We start from the raw sequence: 25765 nt of genomic DNA on the forward strand, positions 1-25765 counted from the left end.
GGTGTCGTTCCACTCCAACCTCAGGAACCAGCTCATGTCCAGATATCGCCTGCCTTTGATTCTCATCGCCTGTACCACAGGCGCGGGATCTGTCCTCGCCTGGCAAGAACCCAGGCTCGATTCGTCAACGGCTGCCTACAGCAAGCAGCCGCTGGCGGATCGTCCCGCCATGGTGAATCTGACCGAGATCTATACCCTGCTCACCGCCACCACCGAGGCGGATGCCCGCGCGCGACTAAGCAAGCAGACCGTCAAGAGTTCGCGGCGCGCCGCATCCGTCGCCGGCTCGCACCAGGTGGCTTTCATCGACGCACGCCGGCTCGCGGACGACAAGGTCATGGAGGAAACGCGGGCGCTGTTCGACGCGGGCATTCCCGTCGCCGTCTTTGCGCAGCCTGGACTGCCCGCGGCGGAGCGGAGCCAGGCCGCCCGGCTGTTCGGAGCGGCCTCCGGCGCCGACCTGGCCATCTATGCAAGACAGGTGGGCGACGGCGTGCGGACCTTCTCCACAGACATCGGCAAAAGCCTGCACTACCCCGACAAGGCCAGGCACATCCAACGCTTCCAGCAAGCGGCGGCGAACCATCTCGACAGCCTTCCCGCACTTGACCGCGCACCCGCACGATCGAGCAGGACCTCGACCACCAGCAACGGAAGCTCGGCGCATCTGCCGATCTACGAATTCACCGACACCACCTATGGCAAAGACAACCAGTACCTTACGCGCGAGATCACCGTCGTGCGCGATTCGACGGCGAGCAAGGACGAATTCAACGTCATCATGAAGACCTCCGGACTCATCAACGGAGGGAACGACCTGGTTGCGTCGGGCGGCTACACGGCGACCTACCACGTCGATGCCGAGCTCCATCATCTTAAGGATGCGAAACCGACCACGCTGCGCGCCTATCCGGAAACCACCGGCGTCACCGACATCAACTTCAACCGCGACGAATCCAGGGCCACGAACTACGGCTTCAACATGGAGGCGTCGGCGGAAGCCACCTTCTCGCTGACGCCAAGTGCGACGGTCAAGACCAGCTTCGGCTTCAACTACAGCAAGAACCACTCCAAATCGACGTCGATCGCCTTCAGCGTCCAGGACTATTCCACTACCCTGGGGGCCAGTTCCTCGTCGAGAAAAACCGCCTATTCGTGGAAATTCGATCTCTCCGAACAGGCCCTGGCGTCTTTCAGGAAGAACGGCGCGACGCCTGCCATGAAACAGCTGGCGCCGCAGACTTACAGCGTATGGACGCTCAAGGCGTCGGAGGTCCAGCGATCGACCATCTCTCTCGTCGCGCGGTCCGGCGTCACCCAGAAGGGATCGTCCATACACAAGGCCGATCGCGTGATCACCGACAGCATCACGGTCAATCTGGACTCGCCCTACCTGCATCGCGAGCCTGTCGTCCTGCTGCGTTCCCAGGCCGACGCCGGCTACTGCCTGGTCAACCGGCTCGACGACAAGCTGGTACTCGGTGCATGCACGACGGTACCGGAGCGCAAGGTCCAGCAGTGGTACATGGATGCCGCTGGCAGATACGTCAACCGCAGCAATGGCAAGTGCCTGACCGTCCAGGCGGATGGCGACGAACACGTCAAGCTGGCCGACTGCAAGAGCGATGCGACCCAGAAGTGGTACTGGTCGGCCGACCGCATCAACTCCAAGTACAACGGCGGCGACAACGGATGGCGGTTGTTCGTCGACAAGGCCGCCGTCGGCGAGCCGGTGAAAGCGCGCATCGATGTCGAAAAACAGCAGGTCATTCCAGACAACGTCAACTACGTGCTGCTCAATCCCTGGTCGTCCTACCCGGGCGCCCCAACTACGGACGACACCATCCCGGTGCTCCAGGGCAGCATCGCGACCAAGGTTCCAGGCACGTGGGCAACCACGTACAACAGCGTCTCCTCAGGCGACCGCTGGGAACCGGAACCCTTGCGCCAGAACTGGGGAACGTGAAGCGCCGCCACGGCATCAGGACTGGTAGTCGAACGCATGCTCGTTCGCCGCGTGCTCGTACACATGCGCGGCGATGGCCAGGTCGATCACCGCCAGCCCCACCGGCACCGCCAGCACGCGCTGCTTGCGGCGCCGGATGCCGCCCTGCGCGATCGCTTCGCCCAGCTCGACGCTGTCGAACAAGGACAGATCCACCGAACCCGGCTCGCCCAGCCGCTTCAACGCGGCGCGGCGCTGGTCGTACACGATCAGGTCGATCTGGCCGAGGAAGCGCGTACCCAGGTCCAGGAAACCATTGGCGCCGACCACGCAGGCGCCCTCCTTCAGGCGTACGCCGTCGAGCAGGCCCTGGCGCGAACTGGTCGACACCAGAATGATGTCGGACGAGGACAGCACCGCCGGACTGTCGGCCACCGGAAAGGCGATCGGCCGGTAGCGCTCCGCGAACTGGCGGGCGAAGCGCCGCGTGCGTTCGCGGTTCCTGCCGATGACGTGCACCGTGGTCAGGCGCGGCATCCTCGGCAGCAGGTATTCCAGCGCATGGAAATTGTTCTCGCCCGGACCGATCACCGTCAGCACGCGGCTGTTGCGATCGGCAGCGTAGTAAGCGCACATACCCGTCGTGATACCGGTGCGCCAGCTGTTGATGTAGCCGCCGTCCATCACCGCCAGCGGATAGCCGTTGTCCGGATCGTTGAGCACGATCATGCCCATCGCGGTGGGCATGCCCTTGGTCGAGTTGTCGGGGCTCACGCTGGCCCACTTGATGCCCACGTAGCCCTTCAGGGGCAGGTAGGCCGGCATGCTGTTGATGAATTGCAGCTTCTGCGGATCCTGGCCGAGGCGCATCGAAAATTTCGGATAATTCTCGATGCTTCCGTCAGAAATCCCCGCGTAGATTTCCTCAAGAATTTCGATCGCGATGTCATGGATCATGGCCTTGCGCACCGCGCTCCGATTGATATGTCGCGTTGCCATCACGGGTACTTCTCCTATCTGCACCTGGCTGACGGTCCGAACATACGGACAACGCAAGCCCGTAGGGAGCTTGATGATTCCTGGCGGATATCTCCTAAATTCTGGCGATCCAACGAGCCCACCGGCTTGGCGCGCTTATCGTCCGGATGCGGAACTCGCCTGCTTCATTCGATCACTCGCCATATTTGCCAGTCATGCTGGAGCTCGTTGAGCGGATCATTCCGTAGGATTTCTATGGCCTCACCTGATAGCCGCTTAGTGAGAAATCCATCGCAAATCGATGCAGGCGCTCTCACCGCGGCCTCCAGAAACTGACGAGAACGCGCTCTTGGCGCAATTTTCAGACGGATCGCAGCCGCGCTGGACGATAAGGAACATCCATCGGGACGAATGAGCATGGAGCGACGGCAAGCTTGCCGGGCAGGATGAAAGCGCAAAGACCATCACCAAGGGTCTCTGCGCCACCCTGAGGAGACAGACCATGCTCAAACTTCGCCTGCCCGCGATGATCGCCACCTGTACGCTCGGCGCCATCTCCCTCCATGCCGGAGCGCAATCGCCACCCGTACCCCATCCCCACGCCATCTCCGCCGACCTGGCGCCACTGGCCAGCCGTCCCGCCCTCGTCGAACTCTCCGAGGTCTATGCCCTGCTCACGCCTGCCTCGAAGGCGATGACACGGTCGCTGCTGGCCAGGCGCTCGATCGACAGCTTCCACGCCATGCCGCCGAGCCATGGCCCGCTCGATGTCGCCCTCATCGACGCCAGAGCGCTGGAGGACGACAAGGTGTTGAATGAAACGGGCGCCCTGTTCGATGCCGGCTTGCCGGTCGCCGTCTTCATTCCCGAGGAAACCTCCGCCGATGCGCGCGGCAAGGTCGCCACGCTGTTCGGTGCGGCATCCGAAGCGGGTCTGGCCGTCTATGCCAGGAAAGCGGGCGGCGGCGTACGCGTGTTCTCCACCGACGTCGACCGGAGCCTGGCCTATGCTGATACGGCCGAGCGGGTGCGGCATTTCCAGCAGGCCGTGGCGGACCATCTCGCGGCCATCGAACGGGGGGGCAAGCAGCCCGAGCCGGATTTCCGGCAGATCAGGCAAGCCCCCGGCAACGGCAGCAATCCCGATCATCTGCCGATCGTCGAGTTCACCGACACCACGTTCGGCAGCGGCGGGCAGTCGCTGACGCGCGAAATCACCGTGATCCGCGACTCCACGGCCAGCAAGGATCAATTCAATGTGATCATGAAGACGTCGGGGCTGATCAAGGGCGGTGCAGACGTCGCTCCCCAATGCCGCCCCGTCGCCTGTATCGGATACACGCAGTACTACCTTGTCGACGCCATGCTCGATTACGGCCGGAACGCCCAGCCCACCGTGGCGCGCACTCTTCCGGAAACCACCAGCCTGACCGATCTCACTTACAACCACACCGAATCGGAGACCACCAGTTTCGGGTTCAACCTCGGTGCGGATGCGGAGAAGGCCCTGGCGGGCAATCCGGCGGCGGCGATCAAGCCGAGCTTCGGTTTCAATTTCGGCAAGAGCTACACCAAGTCCACATCGATCACCTTCACCGTCAAGGATTACTCCACGGCGGTGGAATCCAGGCACGAGGAGCCCAACTACTACCCGTGCAACGGCTGCGCTCGCCCGCCCGGCGTGCGCAATACCTGGAAGTATCAGATCTCGCAGGAAATACTGAACCGCTTCCGGGACGACCGCACGATGACGCCGGCCATGCGGCAATTTGCGCCGCAGTCCTACAGCTCATGGACCTTCAAGGTGTCGGGCGGCAAGCATCCGATCAAGCTCGCCGCGAGCTCTTCCGTGGTGCAGCGGAATGGCCTTGGCCGATCCTCCGGCCCGGTCGTCAGGGTAAAAACCAGTGCCGTGACCATCGACCTCGATTCGCCTTACCTGCACCGCGAACCGGTCGTCATCCTGCAATCCAAGGAAAACGCCGGCCGCTGCCTGATCAACGACGGCCGCGGCGCCGCGACCCTCGGCACCTGCAGCAGGGACGTCACCCGCCGCGCCGGACAGTGGTACCTGGACAGCTTCGACCGCTATGTCAGCCGCCTGGACGGACGCTGCCTTGCTGTCAACGAGCGCAACGCCCGCCAGGTGGAAGTAGTGGCGTGCAACGACCGCAGCGCGCAGAAGTGGTACTGGGCCGCCGACCGCATCAACTCCAAGCTCAACGGCGGCGACAGCGGATGGCGCCTGTTCGTCGACGGCAATGCGGTGAAGGCGCGCATCGACCCGAAGCGGCAGCAGGTCATTCCCAATAACCCCAACCAGGTGCTGCTCAATCCCTGGTCGACCTATCCGAAGGCGCCGGTCGCCGGCGCCACCATTCCCACCCTGGGCACACCGCAGCCGCAGGTGCCCGAAGCCTGGGTGCGGACCTTCAGGGACATTCCCTCGACCGAACGCTGGGAGCCGGTCGCGCTGCGCCAGTACAAGGAGGGCTGAGCCTTCACCCGGAGCAGCCCCGCGAGGGCTGCTCCACCTCCCCTCACGATCTTCCGCTTGACGGAACCCCGTCCCTGCCCCTAATTTCCCCGCCGCTGGTGGTTTTCATCCTTTCATCGCGATGAAAGGATGCAATTAAAAGGGAAGCCGGTGCGGCCTTACGGCCTATTCCGGCGCTGCCCCGCAGCGGTGTGTGGAAACGACCCTCGTCAACAGCACTGGCCAGTGGACCGGCCGGGAAGCGGCGAGCATTAGGCGAGGCGCCCGCGCCTCTCGTCCACGAGCCCGAAGACCTGCCCCGGCCGGAAGGCGATGAGCTTTCTGTCTGACCTGGAGCTTCCGCGGGGAAGCGGCTGGGGCTGCGCGCCATGCTCACGCCATGGCCGTCCGCTCCTGCGCGACCCTGCGCCAGCCCGGTTCGCCCGCGGGGGCGAAGGTCGCGCGCATGTCCGCGGAAGCTTCGCTGCCATGCGCTTCCTTCGTTCCTCGTTCACCACGAATCGAGGAAATGCAGCATGAGCACCGTTACCAATCTCGGCTTCCCGCGCATGGGTGCGCGGCGCGAGCTCAAGCAAGCCCTGGAAGCCTACTGGCGCGACGAAGCACTGCGCCCGCAGCTGCTGGACACCGCCCGCCAGCTGCGCGAACGCCACTGGCAACTGCAGCGCGAGGCCGGCGCGCACGTCGTGCCGTGCAACGACTTCTCGCTGTACGACCACGTGCTCGACACGGCCTTCCTGCTCGACGCCATCCCCGAACGCTACCGCGCCCTGGCCGACGCCGACCCGCTGGCCGGCTACTTCGCCATGGCGCGTGGCACGCAGCGCGCGGGCCTCGACCTGCACGCGCTGGAAATGACCAAGTGGTTCGACACCAACTACCACTACATCGTCCCCGAACTGCATGCCGCGCAAACCTTCCGCCTGCGCGACGACAAGCCGGTGGCGCAGTTCCTCGAAGCGAAGGCGCTGGGCCATGCGGCGCGTCCGGTGCTGCTCGGTCCGGTGAGCTTCCTGCTGCTGTCCAAGACCGCGGACGGCAGCGACCGCCTCGCCCTGCTCGAACGCCTGCTGCCCGCCTACGCCGAACTGCTGGGCAGGCTGCGCGAAGCCGGCGCCGAATGGGTGCAGATCGACGAACCCTGCCTGGTGCTTGATCTCGACGAAGACGATGCCGCGGCCTATCGCCAGGCCTATGCCGCGCTCGCTGCCGCCGCGCGGCCGAAGCTGCTGCTGGCTACTTACTTCGGCGCCCTCGGCGACAACCTGCGCCTCGCGCAGGAACTGCCGGTCGACGGCCTGCACGTCGACCTGGTGCGTGCGCCGGCCCAGCTCGATGCCGTGCTGGAGACGCTGCCCGCCGAACGCGTGCTGTCGCTGGGCGTGGTCGACGGCCGCAACGTGTGGCGCGCGGACCTGGACCGCGCCATGGCCGTGACGCGCGCGGCGATCGAACGCGTGGGCAAGCAGCGCGTGTGGCTGGCGCCGTCCTGTTCGCTGCTGCATGTGCCGGTGGACGCCACGCTGGAGAAGTCGCTGCCGTCCGACGTACACGCCTGGCTGGCCTTCGCGCGGCAGAAGCTGGAGGAACTGCGCACCGTGGCGGACATGTGCAAGGGCGTGGTCACCGCCTACCCCGCGCTGGAACGGGCGCGCGAGCTGATCGCCGCACGCCGGGCCTCGCCCAGGGTGCACCGCCTGCAGGTGGCGCAGCGCCTGGCCAACCTGGATGCCGCGGACGCGCACCGCCGCTCCACCTACGCCTTCCGCCGCGCGAAACAGCAGCAGCGCTTCGACCTGCCGCTGTTCCCCACCACCACGATCGGCTCCTTCCCGCAGACTCACGAAGTGCGCGAGGCGCGTGCCCGCCACAAGTCCGGCCAGCTTTCCACCGCGGACTACGACGCGCTGATCGCCGCGCAGACCGCCGCTTGCGTGCGCTTCCAGGAGGAAATCGGCATCGACGTGCTGGTGCACGGCGAGTTCGAGCGCAACGACATGGTCGAATACTTCGGCGAGCAGCTCGACGGCTTCGTCTTCACCAGGCATGGCTGGGTGCAAAGCTATGGCTCGCGCTGCGTCAAGCCGCCGATCATCTACGGCGACGTGCAGCGGCCGCAGCCGATGACTGTGCGCTGGTCCACCTATGCGCAGTCGCTCACCAGGCGGCCGATGAAGGGCATGCTCACCGGCCCCGTCACCGTGCTGCAGTGGTCCTTCGTGCGCGACGACCAGCCGCGCGCCACCACCTGCCGCCAGCTGGCGCTGGCCCTGCGCGACGAAGTGCTGGACCTGGAGGCGGCCGGCATCCGCATCATCCAGATCGACGAACCGGCCCTGCGCGAAGGCCTGCCGCTGCGCCGCGCGGACTGGACCGGCTACCTGGCCTGGGCGGTGGAGAGCTTCCGCCTGGCCGCCGCCGGCGTCGCCGACGACACGCAGATCCACACGCACATGTGCTACTCGGAGTTCAACGACATCATCGAGGCGGTGGCCGCGATGGATGCCGACGTGATCTCGATCGAGACCTCGCGCTCGCGCATGGAACTGCTCGATGCCTTCGTGCGCTTCCGTTATCCGAACGAGATCGGGCCCGGCGTGTACGACATCCATTCGCCGCGCGTACCGGACGTGGCGGAGATGGTCGGGCTACTGGAGAAGGCCAGTGAAGTGCTGAGTCCGGAGCAGTTGTGGGTGAATCCGGATTGCGGCTTGAAGACGCGCGGGTGGGATGAGACGCGCAGGGCGCTGGTGGCTTTGGTCGAGGCGGCGCGGGTGATGCGCGAGCGGGTTACCGCGGCGGTGTGACGTTCCGCTTTGCTCCCTCTCCCCTCCGGGGAGAGGGCTGGGGTGAGGGGCCGGGCGGAGCGGTGCGCTGAGGGTCGAGAAAGCCAAAAGCTTTTCTATTCTTCGTAGAAGCGCTACCGCAAGCACCCGCCCCTCATCTGCCTACCGGCATCTTCTCCCCGGAGGGGAGAAGAGTTCCGTATCGCGACGCTCCCTTTCAATTGCCCTCGCTTCGCCCCGATCCGCACACAGCATGGCCGCCGCCAGATCGCGCCCTCGGTTTATCGTCCCGCACTTGCACACAAGGATCGAAGGAACCCCGATGCAAACCACTTCCAAAGGCTGGGGCAGCGGCCTCCTCGGCGTCGTGATCTTCAGCGGATCGCTGCCGGCCACACGCATCGCCGTGATGGGCTTCTCGCCCTGGTTCCTCACCTCCGCACGCGCCGTCATCGCCGCCGCGCTCGGCCTGCTCCTGCTCCGCGCGCTGCGCGAGAAGCGCCCTTCCCGCGGCGACCTCGTCTCGCTCTCCATCGTCGCCATCGGCGTCGTACTCGGCTTCCCATTGCTCACCGCACTGGCCTTGCAGCACATCACCTCCGCGCAATCGATCATGTTCATCGGCCTGCTGCCGCTGTCCACTGCCGTCTTCGGCGTACTGCGCGGCGCCGAGCGGCCGCAGCCTGCGTTCTGGCTGTTCTCGGGACTGGGCAGCCTCGCCGTCGCCGCGTTCGCCCTGCTGCAAGGCGGCGCCATCGCCATCGAAGGCGCCCTGCTGATGGTGGGCGCGATCCTGCTGTGCGGCCTGGGCTATGCGGAAGGCGCCGCGCTGTCGCGCCGGCTCGGCGGCTGGCAGGTGATTTCCTGGGCCCTGGCCCTGGCGATGCCGGTGATGGCCGCCATCGCGGCGGCGACCCGGCCGGACAGCTGGGCGGGTATCGCTGCGCCAGCGTGGATCGGCCTGGCCTACGTGTCGGTCTTCAGCATGCTGGTCGGCTTCGTGTTCTGGTACCGCGGCCTGGCGCTGGGTGGCATCGCAGGCGTCGGCCAGCTGCAGCTGCTGCAGCCGTTCTTCGGCCTGGCCCTGGCCGGCCTGCTGCTGCACGAACCGGTGGCATGGACGATGGTGCTGGTCACCGTGCTGGTGGTGCTCTGCGTCGCGGGCGCCAAGCGTTTCGCCTGAGCCGTCCCGCCACCGTCGAAATTAATTCACATAGAGTGCCGGCAGCGCGCAGTCCCCTGAAGCCGCTCTCGCCGATCAGCCGCGATCCGCGTCGCCGGCCATCTGCCGGAAGTGTTCGTTCGCGCGCGCCGTCATGCGCGGAAGCTCGGCTGCGAGGAATTCGATAAACGACCGGACGGCGGGCACCATGCCGCGCCGCGACGGGAACACGGCATGCAACTGGTGCGCGGCGATGCGATGGCCGGGCAGCAGCTGAATCAGCCGTCCATCCGCGATCGCTTCGCCGCAAAGATTGAACGGCAGCTGCGCCACGCCGATGCCGGCCATGGCCGCCTGCTGCAGCAGATGGACGTCGTCAGTCACCAGCGCCGGCGCATACTCGATCTCGATCGTGGCGCCGTCCGGCGCCGCCATGCGCCAGCGCGGACGCTCCGCTCCCGCGCCTCCCGGCCCCACTCCGGCCACGCCCTGCAGCGCGGCGGCGGAAGCAAAGGGGCCTCGCTCGCGCACGAAGGACGGACTGGCCGCGAGGACCTGTTCGCTCAGGCCGAACGTGCGCACGACCAGGCTGGAATCGTCCATCGCCGTACGGATGCGCAGCGCGACGTCGTAGCCTTCGCCGATCACATCGACCCGCCGATTGGTCAGGTCCAGTTCCAGGCGCACGTCCGGATGGGCGCGAAGAAATTCGCCGAGGACCGGCGCAAGAAAAAGATGCGCCACGCCGACGGGACAGCTGACGCGCAAGCGACCCGACGGCTTCTCGCCCGCCCGCTCGGCCACTTCCATGGCGGCGCGCGCGGCTTGCGTCACCGCTTCGCATTGGGCATGGAACGCCGCGCCCACCTCGGTCACCCGGACGGCACGGGTCGAGCGCTGCAGCAGCCTGACTCCCAGGCGGCGTTCCAGCTCCGCCACGCGGCGGCTCAGGCTCGACTTGGGCATGCCCAGCGCTCTTGCCGCACCGGAGAAGCCGCCATGCGTGACGACGGCGGCAAACAGGACCAGGTCATTCAGATCTTCCACCACGTGCTCCATGACGGTTGCGCCAGGGCGTTCCACCCGTGGAACGAAGCTTACCGATTTGCCCTACTAATGGAGCACGGCGCCGGCCATTAGCTTTACGCCACACCTGAGCCGGAGAACGCCATGCAAGTACTTCATCTCGATTCGAGCATCCTGGGCGACGCATCCGCTTCGCGCACTCTCAGCGCCGCGCTGGTCGCTGCGATCCAGCGCCGGCATCCCTTGGCCCGCGTGGTCTACAGGGACCTGGTGGAGGAGCGCATCCCGCATCTGGATGGCGCCACGGCGGCGGGATTCCGTCCCTCCGCCATCGACCGCTTCGATGCCGCCACGCTCGCCGAGCACGCGCGCTCGGAAACACTGGTGAGCGAATTCGTCGCCAGCGAGCTGATCGTCATCGGCGCGCCGATGTACAACTTTTCAGTGGCTACCCAGCTGAAAGCGTGGATCGATCGCGTGACACAGCCGGGCCGCACGTTCAAGTACACGGAGCATGGGCCCGTGGGACTCGCCGGCGGCAAGACGGTCCTGGTCGCCTCCACGCGCGGCGGCATGTATTCCGAAGGCCCCGCGGCCGCCATGGATTTCCAGGAGGCATACCTGCAGGCCATGTTCGGTTTCATGGGCATCGGCGACGTGCGCATCGTGCGTGCCGAGCGCCTTACCAGGGGCGGCGAGATCCGCGCCGCCGCGCTGCAGGCCGCGCATGAAGCGATCGGCCGGACGTTCGATCCCGCCGCGGCCGCCTGAGGAGTCCACCATGCTTTATGTCGTCACACTTACTTATCTGCGTGCTCAGCAAGACATCCAGGCGCATCTCGGCACGCACCGGGATTGGCTGATCGAACACGCGCGGGCCGGGCGCATCATCGCGGCCGGTCCGCTGGAAACCGGCGATGGCGGAGCGATCCTGGCGCACTGCGAAAGCCGCAGCGAGCTGGACGATATGCTGGAGCGCGATTCGTTTCGCGTGCACGGCGTGGCGCAATACGGCGTGCAGGCTTTCGATGCCGCCCTGCGCGCCCAGGCCTTTTCTGCGGCCTGGGCGCCGGAAGCAAAAGCTCCGTGAGGCCGATGACATGCAGCGGGGCGTGCGGGTTACCACCTCGTCAATAGCGATAGGAGTCAATCGCGCCGACTCAGAAGGCTGGCATCGAACCGGGTGGGATGATCCTGCTTCAAGGCCTCGATCTGCCGGTCTACGTCAGCATCTTTCAGGAGAATGACGATATGGGGCTTGGCATCCTCGAACGTATTCTGCGTCCGCTTGACGACGCGCACGAGGTGATAGCCGAAGCCCGTCCTGATCGGCTGGGAAATTTCATCTTCCTTCAGCGCGGCTATACCCAGGGCGATCTCGGGCAGCAGATGACGCGAAGCTGTTTCGGGCAAGACCCCATCGTCGGCCTTGGAACTCAGATCGTCGGTTCGCTGCTCGATGAGCTTTGAAAAATCCTGGCCCGCCCGCAGCTGGCGCCTGAGCTCCTCGGATTGCGCGCGCGCCTCGGCTTCGCTTAGGTCTTTCTGCCCCTGCCGCAGCGGGATCTCGGACCCGTGGTAGCGAATCACCAGGTGCTGCAAGGTGTAGTCGACGAAGTCACCGGCATGCGCGTCGTAATAACGCTTCGCCTCATCGTCGCCTACCTGGGCGGTGCGGTAGAGCTCATCCCGGGCGGCATTTGCAAGCACGCCCTGACGAAGCCATTCAATCTTGCTTCGGACATCCGGATCGTTTTCCAGATGCCGCGACGCAGCCAGACCCGCCAGCAGATGCATCTCGGAAAACTTCTTCGCAAAAGCCGCCGGGTCGTCGACAGCCGCTGCTTTGATCTGAGGCGGAGTGCCGTCCATGACCTGCTGGAACTGACTTGAAGTCCATTGTTCCTTACCTATGGAGAGCACGACGGCATCGTGCCCCGTGCGCGAAAGAACCTCTGCGGAAACGACCACCAGCGATGCAGTGGCAACTAGTGAAAGCAAGGCGCGACGGCTGGACATGCAGGAATCCTGAATTTCTTTCAAAAAGTGCGCCGCTCGGAACCTCCCTGGGCGGCGCAACGGCGGCAGCAGGAGCGGGAAGCCGCTACTGCATCAAGTAGTTCCCGTTACGAAGATTCTTCTTCTGCAAGTCATCAAGCATTTTTCCGGGTTCGTCGGTGGTGATGAAATCGAAGCGCTTGTACCCAAGACCGTACAGGAAGCTCCAATCCCATCGATCCACCCGGCTGTCTCCGTAGCGAACCGTATTGAGCCGGTAGCAGCACTGCCCGGTGTTCTTGAAAAACGCCATGTTCTCGCCCGTGCCCGCAGATGCTCCCGGGTCGGCGATGGGATTGAATATGCCAACCGCATATCGGTCATCGCCCACCGCGGTGTAGGCCTTCTGCAGTCTGCCGTCGGGCTGATTCAAGTTGACCTCGACGCCCAAGGTGTAGTCCTTGTGCATGTACGACTGCTCCACGTCCAGCAGATTCTTCATCTTGTCCAGCATGTTGTTGGTGATCACGGGCAGACCGAGGAAAGGCTCATATTTCCCGGGCTTTCCATGCGGGTCTGCCCACGTGTACAGATCCGCCTCCAGGTCTGCCGGATTGGGATAGGTGGTCATGTTGAACTTGACCGCCACCCAGTTGCGGGCGAGGGATCCCCGATGGTCGACATGATTGTTCATCAGCTGCCATACGGCTTTCATGGAGGCACGGTCCTTCACATCGAGCACCAGGATGCCGTTGGAGCCGCCCTCTTTGTAGTAATCCAGAAGCTGCGCAAAAGCCGGAACGGCCTCATCGGAGACGTTCTTTCGATCCGGCGTAAGCAGCTTCGTTCGTTCGATCGTACCGAACCAGTTGGTCTGATCGACGCGCGGATTCACGCCCGTGCCGCCGTAAGGATCGAACTTCTTGCCGCCTTCGACCTGATAGATGTTGGTGGTACGTCCAAGCGTAAAATCGTGCATCAAGATCGGAATCCCGTCCTTGGTCATCTTGATGTCCACCTCCGCCGCCTCGAAGCCGGTGCTCAGTCCTGCGAGCACGCCATACCAGGAGTTCTCCGGCATTCCGGTCGAGCTCCCGCTGACATTGGCGCCGCAGGAGTTCGATGTGCCCGGGTGGCTTCCCCACCAGCCGCGGTGCGCAATCACGATCACCATGCTTGGATAGTTCGCCAGATTTCGCCAGGTCGAAATAATCCTGTCGTTGTTATAGACGCACGGCCCGGACGCCGCGGCGGCTTTCCCCGAGTACAGCCCGATGGCGACAGCGGCCATCAGAAGACAGGTAAGACCACGCATTGCCGTTCGTGTTACTCGTTGTTTCATATCCGTCCTTCGAAAAGTTGATCGCGATGTTGTTGCGGCTGACGAACCCTGCGTCTCATCGAGCGCCTAAGGGGGCCTCATCAGTATTTATAACTAATGGTGATAAAATGTTTCCAGCATATGACCCTCGCCGCTCGCAGCGAAAATTGGCCTGAAGTGACCAATCAAAAAGGGGTTCGATGGCGCGCTGTCGCAAGTCCCGTCAAAATTTATTCACATAAAGTGATTAAATTGCCCAGCAACGCATGGACGGTCCATGCAGGGGAATCGCATCCATGGGCTTCGACGCAAGATCCCGCCGCGCCAGCGCGCGCCACGGGCAGCTTTTCGCACTTACCGCGCTGGCGCTGGCCGTGGGCCAGGTCGGAGCGCAGAGCGCGCCCACGCCGGCCGACGCGGTCGCGCTGGATGGGGTGAAGGTCACCGGCAAGGTGCTGTCCACCGAACAGGCCATGGCCGAGAAGCGCGCCGCGCCGGGCATCTCCGACGGCGTATCCGCCGACGAGATCGGCTCGATTCCGGACTTCGGCCTGGGCGAAGCGGTGCAGCGTATCCCGGGGGTGGCCATGACCATCAACAACGGCCGCGGCGAGGCGCAGTTCCTCAACCTGCGCGGCCTCAATCCGGACTACAACGCGGTGACCGTGGACGGCGTCGCCCTGCCCTCCACCGAGACCACCTCGCGCAATGTCTCGCTGGACGTGCTGCCATCTTCGCTGGCGCGGCAGGTGAGCATCTACAAGACGGTGACGCCCGACATGACCGGCAACGCCGTGGGCGGCATCACCAATCTGCGCACGCGCAGCGCGTTCGACTCGCCAGGCCTGTTCGCCGCCGGTCGCGCTGACCTGGCTCATTGGGACAACCGGCGCGTGGTTGCCGATTCCAGGCCCTCCGGCCAGGTCGAGGGGACGCTCAGCAATACCTTCGGCGCGGATCGGCAATTCGGCTTCGTGCTGTCGGGCAGTTACTTCCGCCGCGACTCCTCTTCGCTCGACACCGCGATGGACAGCGATGGCTACTACCGCTACACCGGCGGCACGCAGACCCTGTCCTCGCTGCGCCAGAACGCGGCCGGCACCGGTTCCACGCCGAAGCCCTCGGACGATCTCGACGGCCTCGCCGCCGTGCCGGACCGCCACCGCTGGCTCACCTACGATAACGTGCGCACGCGCCAGGCGCTGTTCGGCAAGTTCGAATACGACAACCACCAGAACCTGCAGGCGCATCTCACCGCCGGCTATTTCCAGCACGAGAACGACGAGCAGCGCCGCACGCAGTTCCTCAACCGCGTCGGCCCGGCCACTTTCGATTCGCCCACCACGGGCAGTTTTGCCAAGGGCTCGGCGCAGGCGGACTACGACCATTACGACCAGGTGCGGCGCATCCAGTACCTGGAACTGGGCGGCAGCTACGAGCCGGCCGAGCGCAGCCAGCTCGATCTGGTGGCGAACTACGCCGCCGGCAGCTACCGGCAGTCGACCAAGGAAGACGTGTTTACCAGCGCGGCCTCGTCGAAGCTTGGATTTGCCTATCGCGCAGTGCCGGGCGACGTCGCACTGTTCTCCCCCGCCAATCCGGCTTACTTCCTAGACCCGGCCAACTACGCGCAGACCAGCTACCTGTCGCGCATGGAACGCAGCCGCTCCGGCCTGCTCACGCTCAAGGCCGACTTCACCCACAACCTGCAGGAAGACGCCAGCGGCTGGGGCTACAAGGCCGGCGTGGAGCACCGCAACCTGCAGCAGCGCTATGGCCTGGACGAAACCGGCTACGTGCCGACGCGCAATGTGTCGCTCGCGGCCATTGGCACCGAAGACACGCGCTTCCATCCTTACGACGGCGCCGGCCAGAGCATGCTGCTGATCGATCCGGACAAGGTCGATGCCTATGTCGCCGCGCATCCGGATGCTTACGCGCTCGCCACCACCAATGCGCGCAACAGCGCGATCGGCGACTTCAACATCAAGGAAGCGATCGACAGCGCCTATGTGATGGGCGGCTATCGCGACGATACCTGGACGGCGCTCGGCGGCCTGCGCCATGAGGATACGAAGCAGACCGTGCAGAACACCCTGCCCTCGCCGCTCAACAGCCTTACGCAGTTCGCCAGGCAAAGCGTCGAGCGCAGCTACGGCAAGCTGCTGCCTTCGGCCATCGCCACGTATCACCTGGCGCCGGACCTGCTGCTGCGCGCCGGCGCCAGCCAGACGCTGGGCCGCGCCACCTATGCCGCGCTGGCGCAGAACAGCACGCCCTCCGTCAGCCCCGCCGCCGGCACCATCTCGCAGACGCTGGGCAACCCGCAGCTGCGGCCGCGCCAGTCGACCAATCTCGATCTGTCGCTGGAGTGGTATGCCACGCGCGATGCGATGGTGTCGCTGGCGCTGTTCCAGAAGGACATCAAGCACGAGATCGTCAACCTCAGCAGCACCACCATGCAGACCAACCCCGGTGGGCTGAGCGGCACCTGGCAGGTCACCACCACCCAGGCGCAGAACGCCAGCACCGCCAAGGTGCGCGGCCTGGAGCTGGGCCTGGCCGACCTGCATTTCGATTTTCTGCCGGCGCCGTTCGACCGCTTCGGCGCCACCTTCAATGCCACCTTGCTGGATATGGACGGCCCGGCCATCGCCATGAACGACGACAGCCGCCGCACCTTGCCGATGCTGACCGGCGCCGCGCGCAGCCTCTTCAATGCCTCGCTGATGTACAGCGACGGCGCCTTCAGCGCGCAGCTCAGCGCCAACCGCACCGGCAAGATGCCGATCAGCTTCGCCACCGACAACCCCGCCAACGACGTGTACTACGCGCCCCTGCAGACCTATGACGCGCAGCTGCGCTACGCCGTCGACCGCCATCTCAGCTTTCTGGTGCAGGGCAAGAACCTGGCCAATGCACGGCCCACGCGCGTGATCGGCCCGGGCCAGGCGCTGATCAAGGAAGAGCTGGACAACGGCCGTGCCTATTTCCTCGGAGCTACCTATGCGTTCTGATTTCCGCCACGCCGTCCTGGCCGCCTGTCTTGCCGCAACCGTGGCCCATGCGCAGGAAGCCGCACCGCCGGCCAAGGCCGCCGTGCCCGTCATTCCCGTCATCGCCGACGCCACCTGCTGGAACGCGCAGCCGCACGACGTGCTGGCCGCGTTGCGCCAGTGCGCGCACAAGGGCCTGCAGGCGGTCGCGCTGCCGGTGCGCTCCGGGCCGGGCGGCGCGCCTTACGCGGCATCGAGCTACGCGCAAACCGCATGCCAGCCCGGCGCCGATTGCGTAGCGCTCGCCGATGTACTTGCGCTCAAGCCGGCGCCCGCCCTGGTGCTGCAGACCTCGCCCGCGCTGCTGGACGAGGTGCAGGCCGCCGTGCTGCAGGCCGACGCCGCCGCCCGCGTACAGGTGCAGCCCATGCTCGAACGCCCCATCGGCGACGCTGCGCCCGACACCTTCGCACCGGGCCTGAGCTATTGGCATATGGCGCGCAATGCACCGCGCCCGATGATGGTGCACGTGCTGGAAATCGACCTGACCACGCCGGGGTTGTCGTTCGTCACCACGCCGGGCGTGCCCGACGGCGCAAGCGAGTTCGTGGCCGAAAAGACCTCGTCGTTCGCCCGCCGCGAACAGCTCACCGCCGCGATCAACGCCACCTACTTCCTGCCCTTCGACGGCGGCCACCTGCTGGACAAACCCTACGTGCCCGCCGCCGGCCAGCCGGTGACGGTGGACGGCGTATCCATCGCCCGCGGCCACCTCGATTCCGGCTATGCCAGCGGCGACCCGCGCTCGAACGGCTCGCTGTGCATCCAGGGCCGGCACGTGGCGATCACGCTGCACGCCTGTCCGGCCGGCACCACCGAAGCGGTCGGCGCCGGCCCGGTGCTGATGCTCGGCGGCAAGACGCAGGCGCTGGAACCGAAGCGCCGCGACTATTACCTGCAGACCGAACCGCGCACCGCCATCGGCCTGGACAAGGCGCGCCGGCGCATGTGGTGGGTGGTAGTGGACGGCCGCCAGGCCGGCTACAGCGAGGGCATGACCCTGCCCGAGCTCACCGCGCTGCTGCGCGAGCTCGGCGCGGACGCGGCGATGAACATGGACGGCGGCGGCTCCTCCACCATGGTGCTGCGCCGCGGCGACGAGCCGGCCGTGGTCAACAGCCCGATCCATACCGGCGTCCCCGGGCGCGAACGCCCCGTGGGCAACCATCTGGGCCTGCGCATCGACGCGGTGCCATGAAGCGGCAACCGGCGGCGCGCACCATGCGCAGTTCAGATCCCGCCGCCGGTTGCCGTATCCGCATGTCGCCTGCCGCCCTGTCCATCGCCATCCGCTCCGGCCGCGCCGCCTCGCCCGCCGTGCTGATGACGGCGATCGTGCTGATGCTGGGGCTGCATCCCACTGCCATGTATCTGTACCTGCCTGCGCTGCCGGCACTGCAGGCGACGCTGGGTATCGATGCGGCGCAGGCGCAGCACACTCTGGCGGCGGCGGTGGCAAGCTTCGGTATCGGGCAATGGCTGTGGGGCATGCCCACCGACCGCTGGGGCCGCCGTCCGGTGCTGCTGGCGGGGCTGGCCATGTTCCTCCTTGCCAGCATCGGCCTGATGAGCACGCGCGAGTACGGCCTGTTCCTCGCCTGCCGCGCCGCTCAGGGCCTGGGCGTGGCCGCCGCCGGCGTGGCCTGCCGCGCGATGCTGCGCGACCTGCATGCGCTGAACGACCGCGTGCACCATTTGTCCGTGGCGTTCTCGTGGCTGGGCGTGATCTCGCTGCTGGGTCCGCCGGTGGGCGCCTGGCTGTACGCGCAGGCGGGCGTCCAGGCGACGCTCGCGGCGATCACCGCTTTCGGCGCGGCGGCCCTGCTGCTGGTCGGCGCGAAGATCGGCGAAACGCTGCCTTCGGTCGGCCTGCCCACGGCTTGGCCGCCGGGCGCGTGGCGCGCCATGCTGCGCCACCCATCGTTCCGCCACTACACCGGACTTACCGCGAGCAGCTATGTCGGCCACTACCTGTTCCTGGCCGGCTCCTCGTATGCCTTGATCGTGCGGCTCGGCATGTCGCCGCAGCGCTACGCCCTGGTGCTGGCCGGCGGCTCGCTGGTGCATATGGCCGGCACCTTCGTCTGCCGCCGCTGGCTGCACCGGCTGGGCCTGCGCGCCACGCTGGCGCGCGCGGCCGCGCTTACGCTCGGCGGCGGCGCGGCCATGACCTTGCTGGTGCTGCTGGGCGTGCACGCCGCCTGGGCGATCATTGCGCCGCAGTGCTTCTACGTGTTCGGCCACGCCATCCACCAATCCTGCGGACAGGCCGCGGTGAGCGAACACTTTCCCGAACGCGCCGGCACCGCTTCCGCGCTGTCCGGCGTGCTGCTGGCGGTGCCGGCCGCCCTGGCCGGCTGGCTGCTGGCCGCCTCGATGGAGCACTCGGACCTGCCGATGGCCGCCAGCATGGGCTTGTGCGGACTGGCCACGGCGTGGATCGCATGGCGTCCAGGCCAAGGCCCGCTACCATAAGTCCGTTGACCCGAAGGATTCGCTACACGCTCATGGCCGCACCCACGCCGTTCGCCCGCCAGCTGCATCCGGACTTCCTGCGCGATGCCGACAGCGGCGTCGCTGTCTCCGCCAACGAGCGCGACCTGCTCGACCTGGTGCGCCGCCTCGGCACCACCACGCGCGCCGACCTGGTACGCGCCACCGGTCTTACTGCGCAGTCCGTGATGCGGCTGGTCGACGAGCTGGTCGATCGCGGCATGCTGGAGCTGGGCGAAACGCGCTCGCAAGGGCGCGGCAAACCGGCCGCGGCGGTGACCCTGGTGCCTGGCTATGCGCATGCGATCGGGGTATCGATCACCACCGATTCGATCGCGCTGGCGCTGATGGATTTCGCCGGCAACGTGCTCGGCCAGCACCAGGAGCCGATGCGCGCCACCGGTCGCGCCGCGCTGCTGCGGCGGATCCGCACGCTGGCCGAGCGGCTGCTGCGCAAGAGCGAGGTGGACGAGGACAGCGTGTTCGGCGTGGGCCTGGGCCTGACCGGCTTCTTCGTCGGCGACGGCTCCAAGGTCAATCCGCCCGATCCTTTGGAAGGTTTGGCGCTGCTCGAGGTAGATGCCCTGCTCGCCGACGCGATGGGCCATCCGGTATGGCTGGACAATGACGGCAGTGTCGCCGCCATCGGCGAAAGCCTGCATGGCGTGGGGCATCGCTATCGCGACTTCGCCTACTTTTATTTCGGCCACGGCTTCGGCGGCGGCCTGATCATGGACGGCCGCTGCGCGCGCGGCGCGCATGGCAATGCGGGTGAATTCGCCGGCATGCTGCCGGCGCTGGGGCTGGAGCGCGCCGCGCTGGAAACGCTGCGCGCGATGCTGGTGAAGGATGGCGTGGCGCTGGCCGACATCCAGGCGCTGGTCGAGCACTACGACCCGCGCTGGCCCGCGATCGAGCGCTGGATCGAACGCGTGGCGCCGGGGCTTTCGGTGATCGCCTCGGCGGTGGTCGCCATCGTCGATCCGCAGGCCGTGGTGCTGGGCGGGCGCATTCCGACGGATCTCGCACAGCGGCTGATGCCGCGCATCGCCATCGACAATGTGTCGCGGCGCGGGCGCGCGCGCCCGCAACCGTCAATCGTGCTGGCGGAGGCGCCGTTCGATGCGGTGGCCTTGGGCGCGGCGAGCCTGCCGTTCAAGGAATGCTTCTTTCACTGAAGCCGCTCCATCCCGCCCCGGGCTTCCCGCGGGCCAGGCTCACCCGCCTGGAGCATGGCCAAGAAGAGCGGCATCGAAGGTCGTCGGATGGGCTTGCTTCAAGGCCTCGATCTGCCGGGTGACTTCTTCGTTCTTCAGCAGAATCACGATATGAGGCTTCGCATCCTCGAACGTATTCTGCGAGCGCTTCATGACGCGCACGAGGTGATAACCGAAGGTCGTCCTGATCGGCTGGGAAATTTCATCCTCCTTCAGCTTGGCGATGCCCAGCGCGATCTCGGGCAGGAGATTGCGCGAAGCCGTTTCCGGCAGCACACCATCGTCGGCCTTGGAACTGAGATCGTCGGTGTGCTGCTCGACGATGGCCGAGAAGTCCTTGCCGGCCATCAGCTGCTTGCGCAGCTCTTCGGATTGCGCGCGAGCCTCGGCCTCGCTGATGTCCTGCTGCCCCTGCCGCAGCGGGATGTCGGACGCGTGGTAGCGGATCACCACGTGCTGCAAGGTGTAGTCGACGAAGTCGCCGGCATGCGCATCGTAATAGCGCTTCGCCTCATCGTCGCTTACCTGTGCGGTGCGATAGAGCTCATCGCGGGCGGCATTGGCAAGCACCCCCTGGCGAAGCCACTCGATCTTGCTTCGGATATCCGGATCGTTTTCCAGATGCCGCGATGCGGCCAGGCTCGCCAGCAGATGCATTTCGGAAAACTTTTTGGCGAAGGCCGCCGGGTCGTCGACGGCCGCCGTTTTTATCTGCGGCGGGGTGCTGTCCATGAGCTGCCGGAACTGGCTTGAAGTCCATTGTTCCTTGCCGATGGACAGCACGACGGCATCCTGCCCGGTGCCCGAAAGCACCGCCGTGGAAACGACAACCAGTGATGCACTTACGAATAGCGAAAACAAGGCGCGATGGCTGGACATAGGGGGAACCCGGATGATTTCCGCAAAAAGTGCGTGTACGGAAGTGCGCCGCTCCGGAGCTTCCGCGGCAGCGCACCGGCGTCGAAAGAAACGGGAAGCCGCTATTGCATCAGGCAGGTCCCGTTGCGGAGATACTTCTTTTGCAGGTCATCGAGCGTTCCGAGCGCCTTTTCATATCCACCCTTCAGAAAGTAATTGCGTTATTGCGTCCAGCCGGCCCGCTGCTTCGGGCGCGTCCGATGCCGCTATATTTATAACGCAAAGTTACAAAATACTTTCCTGAAAATGGCGAGCGCGGTTGGCCGCGCAGATTGGCCCGAAATGACAGTGGCGAGGGCGGCGCTCGGCATGGCGCACGGCCACCGCGCATGGCGCGGCGGCCGCGCGCTGCGGCAGTGCGGGCCGCCGCCGCTTGCGCCTTATTCCAGCACCTCGCGCCAGTTGACCCGCTGGATACCGTTGCCTGAGGTGCCCTGGCGCATGCGTGCCACCTGCGGCGGCAATCCCGCCTGGCCGTACAGCAGCGCCAGGTTGCCGTTGGGCAGCTTCACTTCCTGCAGCTTGGTGGGTGCCGATTCGGTGGTCAGCGACTTCACCACGTTGCCCGCTGCGTCCAGCAGCGCGGATTGTCCGGTGCCGAAATTCGCGGCGTAGATATTGCCTTGCAGGGAGCACGGATCCGACGACGGCGTCATGGTGGCCCAGGCCACGGTGAAGGTGCCTGCCGCTGCATCCGGATCGGCCACGATGCGCTCCGAGCCGCCGTTGGCGCCGGCCGAACCGGTCAGGTCGTAGTACCAGCCCTTGGCCGAGTCGGCGATGGTCGCGCCCTTGGTCATGTCGGCGACCCGCTGCAGGTCCGCGCGCGTGATCGGCGAGGTGGCCGCCGAGGGCGCGACGGTGTCGCCATCGCGCAGGGCGTACATGGTCTGCTGCTGCGAGTCCGACAGATCGCTCGCGTCCAGCGCCTTGCCCGTGCCGACGAAGACCCAGCGGCGCGTGCCCAGGCCCGAGGCGTTGATGTCCAGTTCCACGCGCGGAGCCGTGGTGACCGGCTGCGCCTTGCTGCCATCCGTCAAGGTCGCCAGCAAGGTGGGCTTGGGATAAGCATCCGTGCCGGAAAGATCGAAACGCCACACGTTGCCCAGCAAGTCGCCCGCATAGACCTGCTCGACCGTGTTGTCGGTGACGTCCCGGGTGAAAGCGGTCGCCTGGGCCAGGCCGCTCGGATTGCCCGGCGTGCCGGCATCCGGAGTGTCGAGCGTTTCCAGCAGCGCGCCGGTCCTGGCGTTGACGACGTACAGATGGCCGTGGCCCGAAGCGTTGTTGTAGCCCGACGTCAGCAGAACCACCCAGCCGTACTTGCGGGTTTTCGCCACGACCGGCTTGCCATAGGAAAAGCCCATGTCGCTGTCGGTGAATTCCCACAGCACCTTGCCGCTGGCCAGCGCCGTTTCGGTGGCGGCGCTGCTGCTGACCGCATCGATGGCGGACGGCACGGTGGTCACGTCCAGGGCGTAATAACCCTTGCCGCCCTTGCCGAGTCCCCCGACCAGCATGGTGTGCCAGTTCGCCGTGCCGGCGGTGGCGGACGCCGGTGGGCTGCCGGAAGAGGTGGCGGTGAAGGCGAAGTCCGCGTCGGCCGCCTGCGGCGTCTGGTCGACATAGAAATGATGCGCGAAGTTGTTGCTGCTGACGCCGTTGAGATTGCTCAGCGCCGCCAGTCCATCGACCTGCGCGTTGCCGCTGGGGCCCTTGTAGAGCAACGCCGGTACATAGGCGAACAGCTCGCTGCCGCCGCCGGTAACCGGGTTGGTCGTGGTGGCGCTGGAGAAATCCGCGGCGAAGGCATGCAGCATGCCGTCGTTGGCGCCGACGTAAACCACCGGAGCGCGGCTCGCCGCGGACTGGGCAAAGGCCGCATAGCCGGGGTTGGACGCCTCGCTGTACTTCGGCGACAAGGCGTCCTGCACCAGCACCGCTTCGGAATGGACGATGTCGCCGAGGATGTGCTGGCGCACGCGGAAGGCCGAGCCTTCGTTGCTCTGGTCGCCGCGCAGGTAGTTGACCTGGTCGCTGCTGAGCTGGCTCTGCTGGCTGGAGCCGAGCGAGCCGTAGCGAAAAGCGACGCCGGCACGGCCGTCGGAGGTGATGATGCGCCGCCCCGTGTCCCAACCATGCTTGGCGCCGGCCGCATCGACCGCGTGCGCCAGCGCGTCGAGCTTCGCCTGTGCGCTCCAGCTCGGGCTGCCGGTGACCGCCGTGACGTCGCCGGGCAGCTTCGCCGTGGCGACGAAGCCTGAAACTTCGCCCGTCCAGTTGCTGGGCGCGTAGCTGACCGTGTAGACGGGGAAGCCGCTCACCGGCGAGTAGTACGGGCCCTTGGTCGCGCCGGCCGCCACATTGGTGAGTACGCGCGTGGAAGTGACGCCCGGTCCCGCCGCGCTCTGCGAGGTATCGGAAACCCGTTTGAAAATCTGCGCCAGTCCGGCCTGGATCAGATCCGGGCGATTGCCGGGAAAATAATTGTCCGGACGAAGATCGTTGCCGGCCGCCGTGGTGCTGTTGGTATGCCAGGTCAGCACGTTGGCGGGAATGCCGTCGCCGTTGACGTCGTCGAAGCCGCCGTACTTGGCGGCGAGCCAGTACATGTTGGGCCCCGCGAAGGGCCACCAGTTGAATCGGGAAGGATTGTAGATCTCCGCGCCGGCCGTGCCGTCATACGGGCCCGGCTCCAGCACGTCCACGGTGTAGGTATCCACCGTCTGCTTGGCGCTCAGATCGGCGCGGATATCGCTGATGTGGGCGAAATACGCCAGGCCTGCCATGTTGTAGGTGGAGTCGCTCGTGCTGTTCGGCGCCAGCTTGGTGCTGAGCCGGACGTTCGGACCGAACAGGCTCGCCATGGTGACCTTGGGCGCGGTTTCGATCAGCGGCAGATTGCCCAGCTTGTCGACATAGGCAGCCGCATCGGCTCCGTTGACCGGCGCCAGTGCGCCGCGCACGGCCGAACTCGGCGTCGGCCCGCCCGAGCTGGGCACGCGCGTGTCGTACCAGGTATGCGAGTCGCCGATGGTGACGATGGCATTGGCCTGGCAGGTATAGGCGATCGGATCGGGAAGCAGGCCGCCATAGACGGGGAAACCCACGTCCATGCTGTTCGTCGCGGAAATGCCCTTGGTGTAGCTGTCGTCCAGCTTCACGTGCATCAGGTAGGCCAGCGATGCCCAGTACAGATCGCCGAGCGTGTCGTACAGCTCGTAGCCGTTGTCGTAGCCGAATTTATTGAGATAGTTGATCGCGCCGGTCGTGCTGGCGTCGCCGCCGCCGGGCGCCCTGCCCTTGCCGTTGGCCGCATCCGGATTGGCGGCGAAGATGCCGGTGTCGCCATCCCATTCGGCGCTCGGGTTGGCGCTCCTGGCGCCGTTGCCGTTGTACGCGGTGGGGCCGTTGTCGTGGATCAGCGCGCGCACCGCGCCATTGGCGGGCCCGTCGCCCTGCACGAAGGCGTAGCCGGCCGCACCGACGCGGATCTTGGAGAAGTTCTGCTGGATCAGGCCTTCCGGCTTGTTGTACCTGCCCGCGTTGGGATAGTCCGTGGCTTTGTGCGCGGAGTTGCAGTTGCTCTCCAGCCTGCCCTCGACGCACACGCGCACCGCGGCGACGTAGGTGGCCACCTTGCCCTGGTTGTCGGTGCTGAAGTTGGCGTTGTCGGAAATCAGGAAGGACGAGCCTTGCCCGGCCGAGCGCAGATAGACAGTGGCGTTGTTGAACTTGTCGTCGCCGACCGTCGCGGCGGCGAGCGCGCCGCTCAGCGAGCGGTCCGGGAAATTGCCGACGTAGCTCTGGCTGTTGAGGTTGGAGCGCAGCAGCACGGTGGCGGAGTGGCTGTCGACGCTGCGATTGCCGCCGGTCAGGCTCTGGCGGAACTCATCGAGCGCGGTCATCGTCGCCCAGTTGAGCATGTTGCCGCTCCAATGCGCCTTCTTGCCTCCGCTGATGCAGCTTCCGGACGCCGAAACGGTGAACCGCGTCGGCGTGAACCATTGCTTGTTCTCGTCGTAGTCGTAGCACTTGCCGCTGTCGAAATATCCCAGGTAGGGAAACGTGTAGTCGTAGGTGGTGCTTTTGTACGCCGCCACGGTGCCGGTGGGGTATTCGACCGACAATGCCAGGATCATGTTGGCGGGCACGGTGGAGGCGGTGCCGATGGGGAGGTTCGCCAGCGGCGTATCGGCCGCGGCCGCTCCGGCCATCGAAGTCAGCGCCAGCGCCAGCAGCAGGCCGCCGGTGCGCGAAACAGCGAGCGGGCGAAGAAGACTAATCATGGCTTTCCCCATGGTTCGTGATGGGCGATGCGTGTGCCCGCGCGCGGACACCGTGGTTCGAGCGTGGCGAAGCGCCGCC

The 25765-nt window shown here is 66.0% G+C and carries 16 protein-coding genes and 1 riboswitch; of the genes, 10 read left to right on the forward strand and 6 right to left on the reverse strand.

What is annotated here, in order from left to right; genetic code table 11:
* The first annotated feature begins 34 nt into the window (after positions 1-34).
* On the forward strand, positions 35-1966 hold the full coding sequence (locus FHW84_RS13380; protein ID WP_167256272.1) for an RICIN domain-containing protein: 1932 nt from the start codon (positions 35-37) through the stop codon (positions 1964-1966).
* Between the two features lie 15 nt (positions 1967-1981).
* On the opposite strand, the gene FHW84_RS13385 is transcribed toward FHW84_RS13380, so the two are convergent.
* A complete protein-coding gene (locus tag FHW84_RS13385) occupies positions 1982-2944 on the reverse strand; it encodes a hypothetical protein (protein WP_279589738.1) in 963 nt (320 codons plus the stop codon).
* Positions 2945-3425: 481 nt separating this feature from the next.
* Between FHW84_RS13385 and FHW84_RS13390 the strand changes: the two genes are divergently transcribed.
* The 3 genes from FHW84_RS13390 to FHW84_RS13400 all read left to right on the forward strand — a co-directional run bounded on the left by FHW84_RS13390 (position 3426) and on the right by FHW84_RS13400 (position 9389).
* Positions 3426-5420 carry a hypothetical protein gene (locus FHW84_RS13390; protein WP_167256274.1) on the forward strand — a complete coding sequence of 665 codons (1995 nt, stop codon included), beginning with the start codon at positions 3426-3428 and terminating at the stop codon, positions 5418-5420.
* 82 nt (positions 5421-5502) lie between these two features.
* Positions 5503-5736, forward strand: a riboswitch (cobalamin riboswitch).
* A 199-nt stretch (positions 5737-5935) separates the two neighbouring features.
* Positions 5936-8227 carry a 5-methyltetrahydropteroyltriglutamate--homocysteine S-methyltransferase gene (metE, locus tag FHW84_RS13395; protein ID WP_167256275.1) on the forward strand — a complete coding sequence of 764 codons (2292 nt, stop codon included), beginning with the start codon at positions 5936-5938 and terminating at the stop codon, positions 8225-8227.
* 301 nt (positions 8228-8528) lie between these two features.
* Complete coding sequence (locus tag FHW84_RS13400) at positions 8529-9389, forward strand: DMT family transporter (protein WP_167256276.1); 861 nt, start codon at positions 8529-8531, stop codon at positions 9387-9389.
* A 75-nt stretch (positions 9390-9464) separates the two neighbouring features.
* On the opposite strand, the gene FHW84_RS13405 is transcribed toward FHW84_RS13400, so the two are convergent.
* Positions 9465-10427 (reverse strand): LysR family transcriptional regulator, encoded by a 963-nt coding sequence (locus FHW84_RS13405; protein ID WP_208399784.1) that lies wholly within the window; start codon positions 10425-10427, stop codon positions 9465-9467.
* Between the two features lie 111 nt (positions 10428-10538).
* Here FHW84_RS13405 and FHW84_RS13410 point away from each other — a divergent pair, with 111 nt between their 5' ends.
* Positions 10539-11165, forward strand: a complete 627-nt coding sequence (locus tag FHW84_RS13410; protein WP_167256278.1) for an FMN-dependent NADH-azoreductase — start codon at positions 10539-10541, stop codon at positions 11163-11165.
* 10 nt (positions 11166-11175) lie between these two features.
* A complete protein-coding gene (locus tag FHW84_RS13415; RefSeq protein ID WP_167256280.1) occupies positions 11176-11484 on the forward strand; it encodes a YciI family protein in 309 nt (102 codons plus the stop codon).
* Positions 11485-11540: 56 nt separating this feature from the next.
* Here the strand turns inward: FHW84_RS13415 and FHW84_RS13420 are convergent, their stop codons facing one another.
* Together FHW84_RS13420 and FHW84_RS13425 are read right to left on the reverse strand one after the other, a co-directional pair.
* Entirely contained in the window at positions 11541-12413 is an 873-nt protein-coding gene (locus tag FHW84_RS13420) for a peptidylprolyl isomerase (RefSeq protein ID WP_167256282.1), read from the reverse strand.
* A gap of 85 nt (positions 12414-12498) precedes the next feature.
* A complete protein-coding gene (locus FHW84_RS13425; RefSeq protein WP_208399785.1) occupies positions 12499-13707 on the reverse strand; it encodes a glycerophosphodiester phosphodiesterase family protein in 1209 nt (402 codons plus the stop codon).
* Positions 13708-14009: 302 nt separating this feature from the next.
* Here FHW84_RS13425 and FHW84_RS13430 point away from each other — a divergent pair, with 302 nt between their 5' ends.
* The 4 genes from FHW84_RS13430 to FHW84_RS13445 are packed head-to-tail and all read left to right on the forward strand — an operon-like array spanning position 14010 to position 20440.
* Positions 14010-16730: a TonB-dependent receptor gene (locus FHW84_RS13430; protein WP_167256286.1), complete on the forward strand. Its 2721-nt coding sequence runs from the start codon at positions 14010-14012 to the stop codon at positions 16728-16730.
* Positions 16720-17967, forward strand: a complete 1248-nt coding sequence (locus tag FHW84_RS13435) for a phosphodiester glycosidase family protein (protein WP_167256288.1) — start codon at positions 16720-16722, stop codon at positions 17965-17967. The genes FHW84_RS13430 and FHW84_RS13435 overlap by 11 nt, the downstream gene beginning before the upstream one ends.
* Positions 17968-17990: 23 nt before the next feature.
* On the forward strand, positions 17991-19244 hold the full coding sequence (locus FHW84_RS13440) for an MFS transporter (RefSeq protein WP_167256290.1): 1254 nt from the start codon (positions 17991-17993) through the stop codon (positions 19242-19244).
* A 32-nt stretch (positions 19245-19276) separates the two neighbouring features.
* Positions 19277-20440, forward strand: coding sequence for an ROK family transcriptional regulator (locus FHW84_RS13445; RefSeq protein WP_167256292.1), 1164 nt, complete (start codon positions 19277-19279; stop codon positions 20438-20440).
* Between the two features lie 39 nt (positions 20441-20479).
* Here FHW84_RS13445 and FHW84_RS13450 read toward each other — a convergent pair whose 3' ends face one another.
* Positions 20480-21358 carry a peptidylprolyl isomerase gene (locus FHW84_RS13450; RefSeq protein WP_167256294.1) on the reverse strand — a complete coding sequence of 293 codons (879 nt, stop codon included), beginning with the start codon at positions 21356-21358 and terminating at the stop codon, positions 20480-20482.
* Between the two features lie 419 nt (positions 21359-21777).
* A complete protein-coding gene (locus FHW84_RS13455; RefSeq protein ID WP_167256296.1) occupies positions 21778-25686 on the reverse strand; it encodes a PilC/PilY family type IV pilus protein in 3909 nt (1302 codons plus the stop codon).
* Positions 25687-25765: the final 79 nt, after the last annotated feature.

The organism is Dyella sp. SG562, from assembly GCF_011759495.1.
GTDB classification, from domain to species: domain Bacteria; phylum Pseudomonadota; class Gammaproteobacteria; order Xanthomonadales; family Rhodanobacteraceae; genus Dyella_D; species Dyella_D marensis.

Bases quoted from the DNA above. Each gene is read 5' to 3' on its own strand.
- FHW84_RS13450 (WP_167256294.1), bottom strand. From the start codon at position 21,358: ATGTCCAGCCATCGCGCCTTGTTTTCGCTATTCGTAAGTGCATCACTG.
- FHW84_RS13385 (WP_279589738.1), bottom strand. From the start codon at position 2,944: ATGGCAACGCGACATATCAATCGGAGCGCGGTGCGCAAGGCCATGATC.
- FHW84_RS13435 (WP_167256288.1), top strand. From the start codon at position 16,720: ATGCGTTCTGATTTCCGCCACGCCGTCCTGGCCGCCTGTCTTGCCGCA.
- FHW84_RS13415 (WP_167256280.1), top strand. From the start codon at position 11,176: ATGCTTTATGTCGTCACACTTACTTATCTGCGTGCTCAGCAAGACATC.
- FHW84_RS13380 (WP_167256272.1), top strand. From the start codon at position 35: ATGTCCAGATATCGCCTGCCTTTGATTCTCATCGCCTGTACCACAGGC.
- FHW84_RS13400 (WP_167256276.1), top strand. From the start codon at position 8,529: ATGCAAACCACTTCCAAAGGCTGGGGCAGCGGCCTCCTCGGCGTCGTG.
- metE (WP_167256275.1), top strand. From the start codon at position 5,936: ATGAGCACCGTTACCAATCTCGGCTTCCCGCGCATGGGTGCGCGGCGC.
- FHW84_RS13425 (WP_208399785.1), bottom strand. From the start codon at position 13,707: ATGCGTGGTCTTACCTGTCTTCTGATGGCCGCTGTCGCCATCGGGCTG.
- FHW84_RS13420 (WP_167256282.1), bottom strand. From the start codon at position 12,413: ATGTCCAGCCGTCGCGCCTTGCTTTCACTAGTTGCCACTGCATCGCTG.
- FHW84_RS13440 (WP_167256290.1), top strand. From the start codon at position 17,991: ATGCGCAGTTCAGATCCCGCCGCCGGTTGCCGTATCCGCATGTCGCCT.
- FHW84_RS13390 (WP_167256274.1), top strand. From the start codon at position 3,426: ATGCTCAAACTTCGCCTGCCCGCGATGATCGCCACCTGTACGCTCGGC.
- FHW84_RS13430 (WP_167256286.1), top strand. From the start codon at position 14,010: ATGGGCTTCGACGCAAGATCCCGCCGCGCCAGCGCGCGCCACGGGCAG.
- FHW84_RS13410 (WP_167256278.1), top strand. From the start codon at position 10,539: ATGCAAGTACTTCATCTCGATTCGAGCATCCTGGGCGACGCATCCGCT.
- FHW84_RS13445 (WP_167256292.1), top strand. From the start codon at position 19,277: ATGGCCGCACCCACGCCGTTCGCCCGCCAGCTGCATCCGGACTTCCTG.
- FHW84_RS13405 (WP_208399784.1), bottom strand. From the start codon at position 10,427: ATGGAGCACGTGGTGGAAGATCTGAATGACCTGGTCCTGTTTGCCGCC.
- FHW84_RS13455 (WP_167256296.1), bottom strand. From the start codon at position 25,686: ATGATTAGTCTTCTTCGCCCGCTCGCTGTTTCGCGCACCGGCGGCCTG.